12 protein-coding genes and 1 riboswitch are annotated in these 16,812 nt (G+C 67.7%); of the genes, 6 read left to right on the plus strand and 6 right to left on the minus strand.

The annotated features are described in order from the left end of the window. Nucleotides 1-161 precede the first annotated feature (161 nt). The 4 genes from H587_RS0110265 (at nt 162) to H587_RS0110280 (ending at nt 7,131) form a co-directional block, all read left to right on the plus strand. On the plus strand, nt 162-548 hold the full coding sequence (locus H587_RS0110265; RefSeq protein ID WP_027176196.1) for a response regulator: 387 nt from the start codon (nt 162-164) through the stop codon (nt 546-548). Between the two features lie 13 nt (nt 549-561). Continuing rightward, nucleotides 562-2,307 carry an HD domain-containing phosphohydrolase gene (locus H587_RS18165; protein ID WP_051202649.1) on the plus strand — a complete coding sequence of 582 codons (1,746 nt, stop codon included), beginning with the start codon at nt 562-564 and terminating at the stop codon, nt 2,305-2,307. 107 nt (nt 2,308-2,414) lie between these two features. Next, nucleotides 2,415-3,566 carry an efflux RND transporter periplasmic adaptor subunit gene (locus tag H587_RS0110275; protein WP_169432770.1) on the plus strand — a complete coding sequence of 384 codons (1,152 nt, stop codon included), beginning with the start codon at nt 2,415-2,417 and terminating at the stop codon, nt 3,564-3,566. A 7-nt stretch (nt 3,567-3,573) separates the two neighbouring features. Next, nucleotides 3,574-7,131 (plus strand): efflux RND transporter permease subunit, encoded by a 3,558-nt coding sequence (locus tag H587_RS0110280; protein WP_027176198.1) that lies wholly within the window; start codon nt 3,574-3,576, stop codon nt 7,129-7,131. Nucleotides 7,132-7,211: 80 nt separating this feature from the next. Here H587_RS0110280 and H587_RS20605 read toward each other — a convergent pair whose 3' ends face one another. From H587_RS20605 to H587_RS18175, 4 genes are all read right to left on the minus strand, one after another. After that, entirely contained in the window at nt 7,212-7,718 is a 507-nt protein-coding gene (locus H587_RS20605) for a hypothetical protein (RefSeq protein WP_156904518.1), read from the minus strand. A 237-nt stretch (nt 7,719-7,955) separates the two neighbouring features. Continuing rightward, the gene (locus H587_RS18170) at nt 7,956-9,581 is read right to left on the minus strand and encodes a SulP family inorganic anion transporter (RefSeq protein WP_051202650.1); all 1,626 of its coding nucleotides are present in this window, start codon (nt 9,579-9,581) and stop codon (nt 7,956-7,958) included. Then, nucleotides 9,581-11,905 carry a tetratricopeptide repeat protein gene (locus tag H587_RS0110290; protein ID WP_027176199.1) on the minus strand — a complete coding sequence of 775 codons (2,325 nt, stop codon included), beginning with the start codon at nt 11,903-11,905 and terminating at the stop codon, nt 9,581-9,583. The genes H587_RS18170 and H587_RS0110290 overlap by 1 nt, the downstream gene beginning before the upstream one ends. Nucleotides 11,906-11,969: 64 nt before the next feature. Beyond that, nucleotides 11,970-13,646, minus strand: coding sequence for an arylsulfatase (locus tag H587_RS18175; protein ID WP_051202651.1), 1,677 nt, complete (start codon nt 13,644-13,646; stop codon nt 11,970-11,972). A 236-nt stretch (nt 13,647-13,882) separates the two neighbouring features. Between H587_RS18175 and H587_RS0110300 the strand changes: the two genes are divergently transcribed. Then, on the plus strand, nt 13,883-14,455 hold the full coding sequence (locus H587_RS0110300) for an OmpH/Skp family outer membrane protein (RefSeq protein WP_027176200.1): 573 nt from the start codon (nt 13,883-13,885) through the stop codon (nt 14,453-14,455). Nucleotides 14,456-14,514: 59 nt separating this feature from the next. On the opposite strand, the gene H587_RS21145 is transcribed toward H587_RS0110300, so the two are convergent. After that, nucleotides 14,515-14,838, minus strand: coding sequence for a DsrE family protein (locus tag H587_RS21145; protein WP_245560863.1), 324 nt, complete (start codon nt 14,836-14,838; stop codon nt 14,515-14,517). A gap of 106 nt (nt 14,839-14,944) precedes the next feature. Further along, a riboswitch (FMN riboswitch) is annotated at nt 14,945-15,101 on the plus strand. A gap of 110 nt (nt 15,102-15,211) precedes the next feature. Here H587_RS21145 and ribB point away from each other — a divergent pair. Continuing rightward, nucleotides 15,212-15,850: a 3,4-dihydroxy-2-butanone-4-phosphate synthase gene (gene ribB, locus H587_RS0110315; RefSeq protein ID WP_027176202.1), complete on the plus strand. Its 639-nt coding sequence runs from the start codon at nt 15,212-15,214 to the stop codon at nt 15,848-15,850. A 59-nt stretch (nt 15,851-15,909) separates the two neighbouring features. On the opposite strand, the gene H587_RS0110320 is transcribed toward ribB, so the two are convergent. Further along, entirely contained in the window at nt 15,910-16,812 is a 903-nt protein-coding gene (locus H587_RS0110320; protein WP_027176203.1) for an SAM-dependent methyltransferase, read from the minus strand.

The raw sequence follows: 16,812 nt of genomic DNA on the forward strand, positions 1-16,812 counted from the left end.
TCGTCCCCCCTGATGGAATGCCGCCGTCCCTGAAAAGGCGGCCGGTCCCTTTGCATAGCATGGATTTTCCTGAATTTGAAGGCCATTGTGACGCGAGCCCTTGTCTGTGCCGGAAGTTTGTGTCAAAAGAAGAGCAATTGTCTCGCGCGGGGGAATGGCCGATGGCCGGGAAGATTCTCATCGTGGACGACGAGGTCCATATCCGCATGCTCCTGGTCCAGGCCCTGGAAGAGCTCGAAGACGTCCACGGCGTGACCATCCTCACCGCCTCCAACGGCATCGAGGGCCTGGAGACCATCCGCCGGGAACGCCCGGACCTGGTCTTCCTGGACATCATGATGCCGCGCATGAACGGTTACGAGGTCTGCGAGGCCGTGACCCGCGACCCGGGCCTCAAGGGCGTGCGCATCATCCTGCTCACGGCCAAGGGGCAGGAGACCGACCGCCGCCAGGGGCTGGAGTCCGGCGCGGGACAATACATGACCAAACCCTTCGATCCCGACGAGGTGGTGGACGCCGCGCGGGAGATCCTGGGCCTGCCCTCCTGACGCCGGAGAGTCCATGTCCCGGCTCAAGAAGCACCTCCCGGCGGACTTTCTGCGCGATTTCCTGGAGCGCTCCCTCGTGCTTCTGCCGCCCGGCGCGGCTCTGTACGTGATCCTCGGCTCCGAGGCCGAGGCCGCCGCCGGGGGCCGGCTGGAGCGGTACAGCCCCACCTGTCCGGACAACCTTTCGGTGCCCCTGTTCTTCGAGGAGGGCCCCCCGGCCTGCCTGACGCTCTGCCTGGACGGTCTCTCCTCCCGGTCCAGCGAGGACCGTCTGGCCTGGCGGCGCATCCTGGATTTCCTGGCCTTCTCGCTGCACGCCGCCTCCCAGGCCGAGGCCGCCCGCCGAGCCATCGCCGACGAGACCCTGCAGAAATACCGAGAGCTGGCCCTGCTGCACCGCTCGGTCTTCGCCCTGAACAACACCCTGCGCCTGCGCGACACCACCCGGGCTCTGCTGGAGGAGTGCCGGGAGGGCGCGGTGCCCGCGGACATGGGCTGCGTGTTCCTGGAGTCCGGGGGAGCGTTCACCTCGGCCGGATGCTTCGGCGCGCCGCCTTCGGGCCTGGACGGCCTGCCCGCCAGCCGCCTGTTCCGGGAGGTGGTCGAGAGCGGCCGGGGCGAGATCGTCAACGACCTGTCCCGCGACCCGCGCTGGGCCGGGGAGACGCCGGACATCCGTTCCATGCTCGTGCTGCCGGTGCTTTCGCCGGTGCGCCTGGTGGGGGTGCTCGTCCTGGCCTCCCGCGAACCCGGGCCGTTCAAGGCCGCGCACCTGAAGCACCTCTCCACCCTGGCCTCGGTGGCCGGGATCGCGGTGAGCAACGCCCAGAACTTCGAGGGCATCCAGGTGCTCATGGAGGCCCTGCTTCAGGCCCTGGCCGAGGCCATCGACGCCCGCGACCCCTTCACGGCCGGACACTCCGAGCGCGTGGCCAGCCTGGCGGCGGCCTTCGCCCAGGTGGTGGACGCCGACGAGACCCGTTTCCCGCACGTGACCTTCTCCGAGGAGGAGATCAACGAGGTCTACTACGCGGGCATCCTCCACGACATCGGCAAGATCGGCATCAAGGAGGAGGTTCTGACCAAGGACACCCGCCTGCCCGAGAAGCTCCTGGAGATCATCGGCCTGCGCCTGGAACTCTTCGGCTCCTGCGCGGACTATCCCTGGCGCAAGGCCTACGAGCGGTTGCGGGCCATCAACTCCACGGTGACGCCCTCGCGGGAGGATCTGGAGTTCGTGCGCACCCTGGCGGGCACGGCCTGGAACGTGGAGGGCCGCCCCGTGCCGCTCCTGCGCGAGGACGAGCAGCGTTGCCTGCTCCTGGCCTACGGCAACCTGACCCCGGAGGAGCGCCACGAGATCGAGCGCCACCCGGCCGAGAGCCACCGCATCCTGCAACACATCCCGTTCAAGAACGGCCTGTCCCGGCTGCGGACCATCGTGCGCCAGCACCATGAGCGCCTGGACGGCTCGGGCTATCCCGACGGCGCGCGCGGCGAGGACATCCTCTTCCAGAGCCGCCTGCTGGCCATCGTGGACATCTACGACGCCATCACCCAGGAGCGGCACTACAAACCCGCCTCCTCCAGCCAGGCGGCCCTGAACATCCTGCGCGACGAGGCCCGGGGCGGACGGCTGGACCGCGACCTCGTGGAACTTTTCTGCCAGAACGTGGAGACCGTGTGCGAACAGGCGTCCTACATGCGTTTTCGCCGCCGCCGGGGCATGCCGGACGGTTCCCAGGAACAGCGCCAGTAGCCGGTCCGCGGCCTTTACCATCTGAAAACAAATTAGAAATTGCGTTTCCCGGGCGCACTGGTGTAAGGCTGGACGAAAGAGACGGATCCCCCCTCATGAGGTGTGCCATGAAAGTCCACGGCGTCCGGTTCGATTCCCTCAGGATGATGTTCTTCGCGGCGGCCTTCGTGGCCGCTTTCCTCTCCCTGGCCTGCGATCGCGGCAAATCCGACGCGCCGCCGCCGACCCCGGTGCGGGTGCTGGCCGTGCAGCCCGGGAGCATGACCTCCGGATTCAAGTATTCCGCCAGCTTCGTGCCTCGGGCCCAGGTGGAGATGGCCTTCAAGGTCGGCGGCTACGTGGAGGCCATCCTCCAGGTTCCCGGCCCGGACGGCAAGGCCCGCGATGTGCAGCCCGGCGACATGGTCAAGGCCGGGGCCCTGCTGGCCCGGGTGCGGGTCAGCGACTACGTGGCCCAGTCCAGCCAGGCCCGCGGCGTCCTGGGCGAGGCCCAGGCCCAGATGCGCCAGGCCCAGCTCGACTACCAGCGGGCCGCCGAGTTGGTGAAGGGCGGCTACATCTCCCAGAGCGAATTCGACCGGGCCACCGAGATGCTCTCCGTGGCCAAGTCCAAGGTGGAGCAGACCCGCTCGGCCCTGGAGTCGGCGGACATCCAGCTCGGCGACACGGAACTCAAGTCCCCGATGGACTGCTTCGTGGTCAAGCGCCAGGTGGAGCTGGGCACCCTGGTCAAGGCCGGAACCCTGGCCTTCGTGCTTTCGGACCTCTCCTCGGTGAAGGCCCAGTTCGGCGTGCCGGACACGGCGCTCTCCCTGGTCAAGGCCGGCGACGCCCTGAGCGTGACCGTGGAGGCCCTGGGCAACAAGAGCTTCCAGGGCACGGTGCTCTCGGTCTCGCCCTCGGCCGACGCCAAGAGCCGGGTCTTCAACGTGGACGTGGAGGTCCAGAACCCGGGCTTCGAACTCAAGGAGGGCATGATCGCCCAGGTGACGCTGGGCGACGGCAAGAGCGCCGCCCCGGCGGGCATGGTCGTGCCGCTCTCGGCCGTGGTCCGTCCCCCGGACGGGGCCGACGGCTACATGGTCTGGCTGGTGAGCGAGAAGGACGGCAAGCCCGTCGTCACGGGCCGCAAGGTCCAGCTCGGCGCGGTCAAGGGCGACGCGGTGGCCATCACCGAGGGCGTCGCCGCCGGTGAGCGGGTGGTCGTCTCCGGGGCCAGCCAGGTCTTCGAGGGCCAGACCGTGAACATCATCCCGTGAGGCCGAAATGAGCCACGAACCCCGCGACGAGGCCAAACTGCTGGCCTCGCACAACACGGCCCGCTACTTCGTCGAGAACCGGCACATCTCCTGGGTGCTCCTGGCCGCGGTGATGCTCTGGGGCGTCTACGGCTACCTGCACATGCCCCAGCGCAAGGATCCGGACATCCCGGTGCGCGAGGCCGTGGCCCTCTGCCCCTGGCCGGGGATCCCCTCGGAGAAGGTCGAGCAGCTCGTGACCCGCAAGATCGAGCAGGCCATCTCGGCCAACGACGAGGTGGACCGCATCGAGGCCACCACCCGCACGGGCCTCTCCGTGGTCAAGGTCAAGCTCCAGGACGACCTGGACTCCACCGGCGAGACCTTCGACGACATCAACAACAAGCTCATGGCCATCGCCGGGCTGCCCGAGGGCGCGGGGCCGGTGCAGTTCATCAAGGACTTCGGCGACACCGCCACCCTCATGCTCACCGTGGCCTCGCCGCCGGTGAGCGAAGTGGAGGTGGACCTGCGCGCCCGCGACGCCGAGAAGGCCATCCGCGAGCTGCGCGGCGACGCCCAGGAGCCGCGCGTCAGCGTGGTGGTGGTCTATCCCGAGACGAGCGCCCTGTCCCTGATCCGGCGCAAGGCCGAACTGCTGCGCGAATACCTGCTCGCCCAGGGGCTGGCCGAGGACGTGCGCGTGAGCGCCGGTCCCTGGCTGGCCGTGTTCGACATGCGGACCACACTCTCCGACGCCGAGGTGCTGAACAACCTGCGGGTCTTCGCCAACAACCGCCTGCGGGCCTCGGAGTTCAGCCCGGACATGTGGTTCCCGGCCCTGGTCCACGACCCGGCCGAGACCCGGGCCAAGCTCGGCGCCGTGGCCGGCAACCGCTACACCTACAAGCAGCTCGAGGATTTCACCGAGACCATCCAGCGCACCCTGCTGACCCTGCCCATCGTGAGCAAGATCTCCCGCTGGGGCGTGGTCAACGAGACGGTCTACCTGGAGTATTCCCAGCCGCGTCTGGCGGCCTACGGCCTGAACCCCTGGGATCTCCAGAACGTGCTGGCCGCGCGCAACATCGCCCTGCCCGGCGGCATCATCGAGGCCCAGGGCAAGAACCTGCTCATCAACCCCTCGGGCGAGTTCAAGAACGCGTCCGAGCTGGCCTCGGCGGTCATCACGGTGAGCAAGAACGGCGCGCCGGTCTACCTGCGCGACATCGTGGACATCAACCGGGACTACGAGAACCCCAAGACCAACCTGAACTACCACGTCTGGCGCGACCCCAAGGGCGAGTGGCAGCGCTGCCGGGCCATCACCCTGGCCATCAACATGCGTTCGGGCGAGCAGATCGCGGACTTCTCCGAGCAGGTGGACGGCGTGCTGGCCGGACTCAAGGCCCGCCTGCCCGACGACCTGATCCTGGCCCGGACCTCGGACCAGCCCCGGCAGGTGGTGGAGAAGATCGACCTGTTCATGGACAGCATCTACGAGGCCATCGCCCTGGTGGTCATCGTGGCCTTCATCGGCTTCCGCGAATGGCGCTCGGCCCTGCTCATGGCCATGTCCATTCCCATCACCCTGGCCATGACCTTCGGCATGATGCATCTCGTGGGCATCGACCTCCAGCAGGTCTCCCTGGCCGCGCTCATCATCGCCCTGGGGCTCCTGGTGGACGACCCCGTGGTGGCCAACGACGCCATCAAGCACGAGCTGCGGGCGGGCAAGCCCGCCGACGTGGCCGCCTGGCTCGGGCCGGTGAAGCTGGCCAAGGCCATCATGTACGCCACGGTGACGAACATCGTGGCCTACCTGCCCTATCTCATGCTCCAGGGCGACAAGGGCCGCTTCCTGTATTCCCTGCCCATCGTGGTCACCTGCGCCCTGATCGCCTCGCGCATCGTCTCCATGACCTTCATCCCGCTCATCGGCCGTTCCCTGCTGCGCCCCGGCAGGAACGAGGCCGCCAGCATGGAGGAGATGCGCTCCCGGGGCTTCTTCAAGTACTACAGCAGGCTGGTGAGCTTCTGCATCGACCACCGCTGGAAGACCCTGGCCGCGTCCCTGGTCATCGTGGTGGCGGGCTTCTGGATGCAAAGCAAGCTCAATCCGCAGTACTTCCCCAACGACCTGTCCTACCTCTTCTACCTGGACGTCTGGCTGCCGGAGGACGCGCCCGTGAGCGCCACGGACCAGGTCACCCGCCAGGTGGAGGCCGTGGTGCGCGAGGCGGCCGCGGAATACGGCAAGACCATCGGCAAGCCGGGCAAGCCCGCGGACGTGCTCACCTCGGTGACGAGCTTCGTGGGCGGCGGCGGGCCGCGCTTCTGGTTCTCGGTCTCGCCCGAGCTGTCCCAGCCGAACTACGCCCAGGTGCTGGTGGAGGTGAAGGACAACCACTACACCGGCGGGCTCATTCCTCCGTTGCAGGAGGCCCTTTCGGCCAAGATCGTCGGGGCCCGGGTGGACACCCGCAAGCTGGAGACCGGCTCGCCCATCGGCATCCCGGTGCAGATCCGCATCTACGGCGAGGACATGCGCGCCCTGCGCCAGAACGCCGAGAAGCTCAAGACCCTGCTGCGCGCCGCGCCCTACGGCGAGCGCATCCAGGACAACTGGGGCGCGGAGATCTTCCGCGTGCGCCTGGACATCGACTCGGACAAGGCCAACATGGCCGGGGTCACGAACATGGACGTGGCCCAGTCCTCGGCCGCGGCCATGAACGGCTTCGAGGTCACCACCCTGCGCGAGGGACGCCTGACCATTCCGATCAGGGCGCGGCTGCGCATGGAGGAGCGCGCGGGCATCGAGGACGTGCAGAGCGTCTACGTGACCTCCGAGGCCACGGGCTCGCACGTGCCCCTGCACCAGATCTCGCGTCTGGAATACGGCATGGAGTCGGAGAAGATCTTCCGGCGCAACCAGTTCCGCTGCATCATCCCGGCCTGCTTCCCGCAGCAGGGGGCCCTGGCCTCGCAGGTCATGGCCAACATCAACCCGATCCTGCCCCAGTTCGAGAAGGAACTGCCCCCGGGCTTCCGGCTTGAGGTGGGCGGCGAACAGTACGAGCAGGTCAAGGGCTTCGGCGAGATGACCCTGGTGCTGCTTATCTCCGTGGCGGCCATCTACCTGGCCCTGCTCATGCAGTTCAAGAACGCGGTCAAGCCGCTGATCGTCTTCGCGGCCATCCCCTACGGCATGTCCGGGGCCTTCGCGGTGCTCTACGCCACGTACTCGCCCTTCGGGTTCATGGCCTACCTGGGCATCGTGAGCCTCATCGGCGTCATCGTCAGCCACATCATCGTGCTCTTCGACTTCATCGAGGAGCGCCGGGCCGAGGGCGACGACCTGCGCATGGCCCTCATCGACGCGGGCGTCATGCGCCTGCGGCCCGTGCTCATCACTGTGGGCGCGACCGTGACGGCCCTGTTCCCGCTCTCCTGGCACGGCGGCCCGCTCTGGGAACCGCTGTGCTACGCCCAGATCGGCGGCCTGCTGATCGCCACCATGACGACCCTGCTCATGGTGCCGACGCTGTATGCGATTGCCGCGTTTGACTTGAAGGTGGTGGATTAGGCGGGCTTCGCCCGGTTATAGAAAGGCAAAATGAGAGCCGGGGGCGCAAGCCTCCGGCTCTCGTGGTTTTGAATGCGATATTATAAGTTATAGGATTCTAATTTTTTATACAGCAATTCACTTGTGATGGTTGCTTCCCAATGAATTTCTTTATTTCTTTTAATTACTTCTTCTTTTGATTGATTTGGTCGGAGAGGCTTGAAGGATAGACGGCCATCTACTTTGCCATTAATGTATATTAGTTCATTATATAAAGAAAAAAGTTTGCTAACTGCTTTTTCAAATTCATTGTCGAAATAGTGAAGAAGATTTGATTTATCAGATAATAAATTTAATTCATTTGGGCTAATAAACTGAAATATGTCATTTTTAAAATAATATATTAAAATTCTTACTTGCCCGGCGATAGCTTTCTTAAATTGAAACTGTTCATTGGCAAGAATTTTATCTTGTATTTTATTTTGATATTTCTGTAATTTAAAAGTTTGTATGGCTATAAATAGAGTTGCTATAACAGCTAAGAGAGAGATCAAATCACTTAATGTGAAAGAAAAATTCCAAGTGTAGCTATCAGTGAATAATGGCATGAAAATAACCTCGGACTTTTCGCCGGGTATCACATATTGGAACCAATGGTGACCTCACCATTTTACCCCCGCTTCGATTATCTTACCCTTCTCAAGTGCTCTTTTGATTTTGGCCGTTGCAGCCTAGCGAGAACAACCCCAAACGTTTCCTGAACTGTAGGACCGCTACCGGCTAATTTGCAATCTCATTGCAAATCTGCCGCTGCCGCCAGGAAATCCTGCCCCGACGCGGTTTCCCTAGCCTTCCTTCCCCGCCCCTTTGACCGCCTCGGCCACGTGGCCGTGGAGGCGGTGTTCCCCCAGTTCCTTCAGCAGTCCCGAGCGGTCCAGGTTTTCCAGGGCCGTATCCGAGATGTCGGTGAGCAGCAGGGCCGCGCCCGTCTCGCGGACTTCCGCCAGAATCTTGCGCAGGGTCCGGCAGGTGGTGATGTCCAGGGTCGGGTTGACCTTGAGGTCCAGGATCACGGCCCGGGGCTTGTCGGCTAGGGCCTCGCGCACCGCCGCGCGCAGCCGCTCGGCATTGGCGAAGAACACCGTGGACTCCGGCCGCAGCAGGGCCAGACCGGGCACGGCCCGGGCCTCGGGATGGCGCTCCAGGCTCAGGAACGTTTCCGGCGCGCAAGGTGAGACGCCCAGCCGCGAGACGTTGAGCCGCGTGGCGTTGAACAGCAGGAGCGCGGCGCAGAGCTTGAGCGTCACGAGCAGGCCCGTGAGCAGGCCGAAGGCCAGCACGCCCAGGAAGGCGGCCGCGGCCAGGGCGAACTCCATGCGGCTCTGGCGCAGGAAGCCCCAGACCTCGCGGGCCTTGAGCATCCGCGCCACGGCGTGCAGGACCACCGCGCCGAGCACGGGCTCGGGCAGGTCGCGGAACAGCGGGGTGAGGAAGAAGAGGGTCAGCACGACCATGACCGCGGCCGTGATTCCGGCGGCTTGGCTGCGCGCCCCGGCCCGCTCGTTCACCGCCGTGGAGGACATGCTTCCGCCGTTGGCCAGCCCGCCCATGATCCCGCAGGCCGCGTTGGCCGCGCCCATGGCCAGCAGCTCGCGGTTCGGGTCCACTTCGTAGCCGTATTTGTCCGCGAAGGTCTTGGCCGTGCCCAGGGCCTGGGAAAAGGCCACCAGGGCGATGCCCGCCGCGCCGGGGAGCAGGTCCGTGAGCGTGGCCAGGGACAGGCGCGGGACGACCAGCTGCGGCAGGCCCGTGGGGATGACCCCGGCCAGGGCCAGGGCCGCGTGGCCGTCGCGGTTGAGCCAGGTTCCGGCCAGCACGCCGAGCACGAGCACCACCAGGGCCCCGGGCACGCGCGGAGCCAGCCGCTCCAGGGCGAAGAGCAGGACCAGCGCGCCCAGGCCGACCGCCGCCGCCTCGGGCCGCGTCTGGGGCAGGCGTTCCACGAGACCCCAGAGCTGCATGAACACGTCGCCCGGGGCCTTGTGCAGGCCGAGCAGCTTGGGGGCCTGGCTGGCGGCGATGAACACGGCCAGCCCGCAGACGTAGCCGGTCATCACCGGATAGGACAGGAACGAGGCCACGAAGCCCAGGCGGCAGAAGCCCGCCAGCAGGAACAGCGCGCCCACCAGCAGGACCAGGGCGGCCATGGTCCCGGCGAAGAGCGCCGGGTCGTTGCCCGTGGCCTGGGCCAGCACGGCGGCCATCATGATCGAGGAGGCCGAGGTGGAGGCGCAGACGAGCTGGCGGCTCGTGCCGAGCAGGGCGTAGATCGGCAGGGAGGCCAGCAGGGTGTACAGGCCCGCCTGGGCCGGGGCCCCGGCCATGCCCGCGTAGGCGATGGCCTCGGGCACGAGCAGGCCCCAGAGGGTCAGCCCGGCCGGGATGTCCTTTCCGAGGGTGGACGGCCGCATCAGCTCTTGCCCCGCGTCTTCAGCTCCTCCAGCTTGTTGCGCAGCATGGCCTTGACCAGCGGGTTGAGCCCCGGCGCGGTCTGGGCGTCCTCGCAGAGGTCGTGGAGCTTCTTGGTTTCGCCCCGGGCCTCGTAGATCGCGGCCAGGAGCCGGTAGCTCTCGGCCGCGTCCGGGTGGGCGTGGATCACGGCCGCCAGGGTCCGGGCGGCGGACGCGCCGTCGCCGCGCTGGTGCTGGGCGTAGCCCAGGGCGTGGCCGTAGCGCGGGTCGTCGGGCCGCAGCCGGGCCGCGCGGGCCAGGAGCTTGAGGCCCTCGCCCGGGTTCTTCTTCTCCAGCATGAGCCCCAGGTTGAAGGCCGCCTCGGCCATGTGCTGGTCGTTGGTCAGCGCGGCCCGCAACTCCTTCTCGGCTTCGGCCTCGCGTTTGGTTTCGGCCAGGAGCAGGCCCAGGTTGAAGTGCGCGGCGGCGCTGGCTGGATCGGCCTCCAAGGCCTGGCGCAGGGAGGCCTCGGCCCCGGGCAGGTCGTGCCGCCGGGCCAGGATCAGGGCCGCGTTGATCCGGGGCGGGGCCGCGTCGGGCCGCAGGGCCACGGCCTGGCCGTAGGCCGCCAGGGCCCCGGCGTCGTCGCCGCGCTGGAAGAGCAGGTTGCCCAGGTTGTAGCGGCCGCTCCAGTCGTCGGGCCGGGCGTTCAGGCTCTGCTCCAGTTCGTCCAGGGCGGCCCGGGCGGCGGTCAGCTCGGCCGGGTTCAGGGCCGAGGCCGGGGCTCCGGCCAGGGATTCGGCCGCGCGCACGCGCACGAGCCGCACCGGGTCGGCGGCGGCCTTGGCCAGGGCCTGGAACGAGCGCTGGTCGCGGTTCCCGGCCAAGGCCGTGGCGGCCGCCGCGCGCACCAGGGGCGAGGGGTCGGAGAGCCGCTCGCGCAGCGCGGGCCACTTGGTCGGGTCCGGGCAGGTCCGCAGGAGCCGGATGAGCGAGGCGGCGGTGACTTCCTCGCGGTCCGGGCGGCCGAGATAGGCCAGCATGTCGGGCAGCTTGTCGAAGTTGCGGTTGCGGGCCCGGCGCACGAGTTCGGCCCGCTCCAGCACCGGGGCCTGGTAGTCCCGCGAGCGCCAGGAGCGGACCATCTTGTCGGCCCAGGCCGCGCCCTTGTTCGTGTGGCAGCCGTTGCAGGCGTTGGGCGAGCCGAAGCGCTGGGTGGCCGCCGGGGTGGGCGGGAGCATGGAGTGGTCGCTCCGGGCCATGCGCGCGAACCAGGTCTTGGGCATGTGGCAGGAGACGCAGCGGCTGCCGGGGCTCGCCGCCGGGTGATGGGTGTGCGCGGACGGGTTGTCGACCTTGTCCTGGTGGCAGGGCGCGCAGGCCGTGTCCGGCGCGTTCTTCTGGCGGAAGCGGCCGCTGGAGGTGTGGCAGTGCAGGCAGCCGAGCCTGCCGGAGCGGGCGCAGGGGCTCATGCGCCAGAAGGTGGCGGTGTAGTTCTCGCCCAGGTCGCGGCCGTCGGGGTGGTAGTCCGGGCTCTCCAGGGTCACGAGGTCGAAGTGGTCGAAGAATTTTCCGCCCGGCGGGTAGGAGGCCGAGAGCGGGATCATCTTGGCGTGGCAGGAGTTGCAGGTGTCGTCGTGCTGCTCCGTGGTGAAGAACCGGCCGCCGGTGATCTTCAGGTCCGTGGGCGTGGGCGCGCCCGCGTCCTTGGCCTCTTGGCAGACGCGGTTGTGCTCGGCGCTCGGGCCGTGGCAGGTCTCGCAATTGATGCCCGGCTCGGTCCAGGTGCTGGAATAGCTGTCCGTGGCCGGATCGTAGTTCGTGGACAGCTGGCTCACGTGGCAGCCGTGGCAGGAGGTGTTGAAGGTGAAGGCCGGGTCGCGCCAGGTCAGGCCCCGGCCCTCGCCGGGCAAGTGGCGGATGCCGCTTTTGGCCGTGTCGAACCACTGGCCCGAGTTGACGTCGAAGGCCAGGGGCAGGGTCTGGAGGCGGCCGCGTTCCAGGGGCGTGAGGAAATAGTAGACGTTCTTGCCGCCCAGGGCGTGGAGCATGGGGTACTCGCGCGCGCCGTCGGGCCCGCGTTCGGTCATGACCCCGCGCGCCACGTCCGCGCGGTAGGAATACCGGCCCACGGCGATCTCGCGGGGCTGGGGCTTGAGCGCCTGCCCGGCCCACCCTGCCTCGTAGGGCCGCATGGCCAGGCCGTGGCGCGAGGTGCTCCAGAGCTGGTGGAACTTCTCGTGGCAGGAGCGGCAGGAGGCGCTGCCCGCGTAGCCGGATTCGGCGGCGGAGAGCGGCGCGGCCCAGAGCAGGAGGACCAGGAGCAAGGCGAGACGGCGGATCATGGGACTCCCTGCGCGCGGGCGCAAAAAAAACCCGCCCCGCTCGCGGCGGGGCGGGCCGTCGGACCTATCTGCGGGCCATGTCGAACTTGGGCGGGAACTTCTTGAGCACGGCCGCGTAGCGCTTCATCTCCTGCTCCAGGAAGCTTTCGATGGGCAGGTGGCGGATGCCCACGCTCGCGTCCTCCTGGGGGTTGGCATAGAGGTTGTACATCACCACGCCCCCGGTCTTGGTGACCGTGCCGCTGAACCCGCCGTTCCAACCCTTCGTGTTGATGCCGTCGGTGATCTGGACCACGCGGTGGAGCTTGAACTCGTCCATGCGCACGGCCGCGAACTCGGCCATCATCCAGTAGAACACGCTGCGGCGGTTGGAGAGCTTCTGGTCGCCCAGGAGGAAGGACGCCTGGTCGATGCCGTCGATGTAGCGGTCCTTGGGCACGAGCTTGCCGATGTCCGCGCCGCTGACGCCCGCCAGGGACAGGGCCGTGGGGAAGAGGTCGGCCAGATCGAAGAGGCCTTCGCTCTTGCCGGGGGTGATCATGCCCTTCCAGTAGACGAAGGTGGGCACGCGCACGCCGCCTTCCCAGGTCGTGCCCTTGTAGCCCCGGAACGGGGTGCGGCCGTAGGGATCGACCTCGCCCTCGGGGCCGTTGTCCGAGGTGAAGAAGACCAGGGTGTTCTCCAGCTGGCCCGTCTCCTCCAGGGTCTTGACCAGCCGCCCGACTACGTCGTCCATCTCGACCATGCAGTCGCTGTAGACCGTGCGCGCGGCGGACTTCCCGGCGTAGCGGTCGCTGGGATAGTTGTCGAAGTGGCAGCCGCGCGTGCCGTGGTAGAGGAAGAACGGCTTGGGATTCTTGGCCATCTTGCGGATGAAGTTCTCGCTGTAGGTCAGCCAGTCCTCGTCCAGATCCTTGATGGCGTTCAGGTCGATGAGCCGGACGTTCTTGCAGCCGCCCTTCTCGCAATGCACCACGTTGGGATTGAAAGGCAGCTTCTGCATGGCCGCGAAGCGGTCGGGCGAGAGCGCGATCTCGGGGTTGAAATAGACGTCGCGCCACTCGGAGTACATGTCCGAGACCGAGAGGAAGCCGTAGAAGTCGTCGAATCCCACGTTCTGGGGCAGGGAGCCGTCGTTCTCGCCCATATGCCACTTGCCCACGCCCTGGGTCACGTAGCCCTGGTCGCGCAGGAGCTGGGCGATGGTCACGGCCCCGTCCAGGCCGCCGGGCTGGCCGTACATCGGCGGGTAGAGCACGCCGTGGTGGCAGGGCAGCTGGCCGGTGAGGATGGTGGCCCGGGTGGGCGAGCAGGAGGGCTGGGAATAGGCCGAGGTCAGGACGAGGCCCTCGGAGGCCAGCTTGTCCATGTTCGGGGTGGCGTTGCCCACGGCCACGCCGCCGCCGTTGAAGCCCGGGTCCATCCAGCCCACGTCGTCCAGGACCACGATGAGGATGTTCGGTTTCTTGCCGGTCTTCTTCCGCAGGGCGTCCAGCTTGGCGCGGGCCTCCTTGTCCTGGTCCGCGTGCGGGATCACCGGCTCCATGTTCGGGGCGATCTGGGTCGGCTGGAGATGGACGTACTGGTTCGGGTGGTTGTAGCCCTTGGCCGTGGTCGGGCCGGTGGTCGCCCCCCGGATGTTCTCGGCGGCCCAGGCCGGTGCGGCGAGCAGGATCGCCAGGACCAGGGTGGAGAGGAACGTTGGGAACGGGAGCGACCGGCGTTTGGCGGAAGAAGGCATGGCGCGTCTCCTCGGTCCCGCCCGTGATCCGTGGGCCGCGGCCGGAGGCGGGAGTCCGGCCGTCGGCGAGGAAGGTGCATGACACTTTATCGATTTTCCCCGTCTTATCCGCCACCTGGAGCGCCGTCAAGACGCGCGGGCCGCCCGCGCCCCTTGCCAACCTGTCGGCCCGCGCGTATGGAGGGGCATCCGGAGCGGTTCCGGCACGAAACCCCCTCAGTCGGAGTGACATACCTATGACCAAGTCGTTGAGCGCCCTGAGCGTCCTGGTGTTGGCGGCCTTTCTGTTCACCGGATGCGTCGGGGAGAGCAAGCCCCAGGTGGGCGTCGTTGACGCCGCCGCCGTGTTCAAGCAGTGCAAGGCCGGACAGCAGGCCATGACCTACCTCCAGGAGCAGGCCAAGGCCCTCCAGGAGAAGGTCCAGGAAGCCCAGAAGGCCGCCGAGGGCAACCAGAACGAGCAGACCATGCAGGCCTTCCAGAAGGCCGTCACCGAGTACCAGACGACCATGGGCGGCGAACAGCAGCGCCTGGTGACCCTGCTCAACGACAAGTACACCGCCGTGCTCGAGAAGTACCGCAAGGACAGCGGCCTGGTGGCGATCCTCTCCAAGGAGGCCGTGATGGCCTACGACCCGGCCGCCGACATCACCGCCAAGGTGGTCGAGGCCCTGGACAAGGAGAACATCGACCTCCAGCTCGCGCCCAAGGCCGACGCGGCCAAGGCGGAAGCTCCCAAGGCGGAGGCCGCCCCGGCTCCGGCCGAGGCCCCCAAGGCCGACGCTCCCAAGGAAGAGAAGAAGCCGTAATCCGGCTCCTCCCCGAATGTGAAGGCCCCGGTTCCGCGCGGAACCGGGGCCTTTTTGCGTCAGTAGCTGACGATGCGGTCGGCCGCGTGCACCGCGTCGGCCAGCAAGGCCATGTTGCCCTGGCTCGCCGGGCAGGCTGCTCCCTCCACGCCGTGGAGGGTCATGCACTTGCCTCAGGCCGCTAGCACGCCCTCGCTCAGGGTGAAGAGCTTGGCCTGCTCCGCGAGGGGGAACCGTTCGCCGTCCCCGGCCAGCAGGTCGGCGGCCGGGCCGTTGAGGAAGATGGTCACGTCGTCGCCCTGGTTCAGCAGGACGTTGCCGAACCGCAGCGCGTTCCACTTGATCTCCGGGTCCGGGTTGGAGACGAGGATGAGTATTTTCATCGCCTATCGATCCTCCTTGTTTTGATAGACACAAGCGATAGCAAGCCCGGGTCGGGGCGGCAAGCCCGGGGGTTGCCAGGGACGCCGCCCGGCGCTATCGTTCGCGCGTCATCCTCAGGGCGGGGTGGAATTCCCCACCGGCGGTATCCCGGACGTGTCCGGGGAGCCCGCGAGCGCCCGTTCCGCCGCAAGGCGGCGCGGGGTCAGCAGACCTGGTGCGAGGCCAGGGCCGACGGTCACAGTCCGGATGGAAGAGGAGCAGACGCCCGTTCCCGGAGTCCTTCCGGGGACTTGGCCGTCGCGCGCGCGTCGCGGGCGACCGGCCTGTCTGTTTCATCGCCCTGATTCAGGTCAACCGCGAAAAGGAGCGGTCATGAATCAGACGACCACGGTTTCTTTCCACGAACGACAGGTTGAGGCGGCCCTGTACTCCCTCAGGCAGGGCAGCGGGGTCCTGGTGGTGGACGACCTGGACCGGGAGAACGAGGGCGACCTCATCTATCCGGCCCAGACCCTGACCAGGGAGCAGATGGCCCTGCTCATCCGGGCGTGCAGCGGCATCGTCTGCCTCTGCCTCACCGGCGAGGCGGCCGCGGCCCTGGACCTGCCGCCCATGGTCGAGCGCAACGAGAGCCCCTACGGCACGGCCTTCACCGTGAGCATCGAGGCGGCCCAGGGCGTGACCACCGGGGTTTCGGCGGCCGACCGGCTGGCCACGGTGCGCGCGGCCACGGCCCCGGACGCCAAACCCTCGGATCTGCATCGCCCCGGCCATGTCTTCCCGCTCATCGCCCGGCCCGGCGGGGTTCTGGAGCGCCGGGGCCACACCGAGGCCACCGTGGACCTGGCCCGGCTGGCGGGCTTTCCCCCGGCCGGAGTGCTCTGCGAGCTGACCAACGCCGACGGCAGCATGGCCCGGCTGCCCGAGATTCGGGCCTTCGCCCGGACCCACGACATGCCCGTGGTCAGCGTGGAGGCCCTGGCCGAGTACCGGCGGGACAAGGGGCTCTAACCCAGGCCGTGAATGAAAAAGGCCCCGGCTTCCAGATGGGAGTTGGGGCCTTTTCGCGTTCAGCCCAGTTTCACCCAGGTGAGTTCGTGTTTGTTGTGGCAGAGGTGCATGAGGCTGGAGCCCGGGATGTCCGCGAAGCCCTGGAGCGCCTCGGGCGCGCCCGGGCCCTGGAGCTTCACGGTGCAGACGAAGTTGCGGCAGGAGCCCAGCTCCAGCCAGCGCCGGACGTAGCCCAGGAGACGTTCGGGGTAGCAGATCACGTCCGAGAAGAGCCAGTCCACGGCCCCGGCGTGGCGCGGGTCCAGGCCGAAGGCGCTGCCCCGGCAGGTCTCCACGTTGGGCAGCCGCTCCAGGCGCGGGTCGAGGGGGGCCTTGTCGATGGCGAAGACCCGCGCGCCGAGGCCCGCCAGCACGAAGGTCCAACCGCCGGGGCTGGCCCCCAGGTCCAGGCAGAGTTCGCCCGGCCCGGGCCGGACGCCGATGCGGGTGAAGGTCTCCCAGAGCTTGAGGTAGGCCCGGCTGGGCGGTCCCTCGCGGTCCTCCTCGAAGCGGATCTCGCCGTTGGGAAAGGGGCTTGAGCAGCGCGGGGAGGCCAGCAGGAGGTTCTCCTCCCAGAGGGTCCAGGCCCCCAGGGGCGCGGGCGGCGCGGCCCGGCCGAAGACCAGGGGCTTCGCGGAAACCCTGGGAAGCTTCTCCTCGATGAGCGCGGCGCGGCGGTGGTGGCGCGTGGGGCAGAGGGCCCAGTTGCGCTGGATCGCCTTGAGCTTTTTGGCCGCGTCCCCGATGGACTTGATGGGGATGAAGACGGGCTCGAGCCAGACGTTTTGGGCCCAGGCCGGGAGCGTGGCCGGAACCTCCCCGCGCACGAGCGCCAGGGGCTCGCGCACCTCCTCGGGCGTCGGCAGCCCGGCCAGGAGTTCGGCCAGGAAGCCCGGGGCCGCCTGGTAGACCGCGAGGCCCAC

The sequence above is a fragment of the Desulfovibrio aminophilus DSM 12254 genome (genome assembly GCF_000422565.1).
GTDB classification, from domain to species: domain Bacteria; phylum Desulfobacterota; class Desulfovibrionia; order Desulfovibrionales; family Desulfovibrionaceae; genus Aminidesulfovibrio; species Aminidesulfovibrio aminophilus.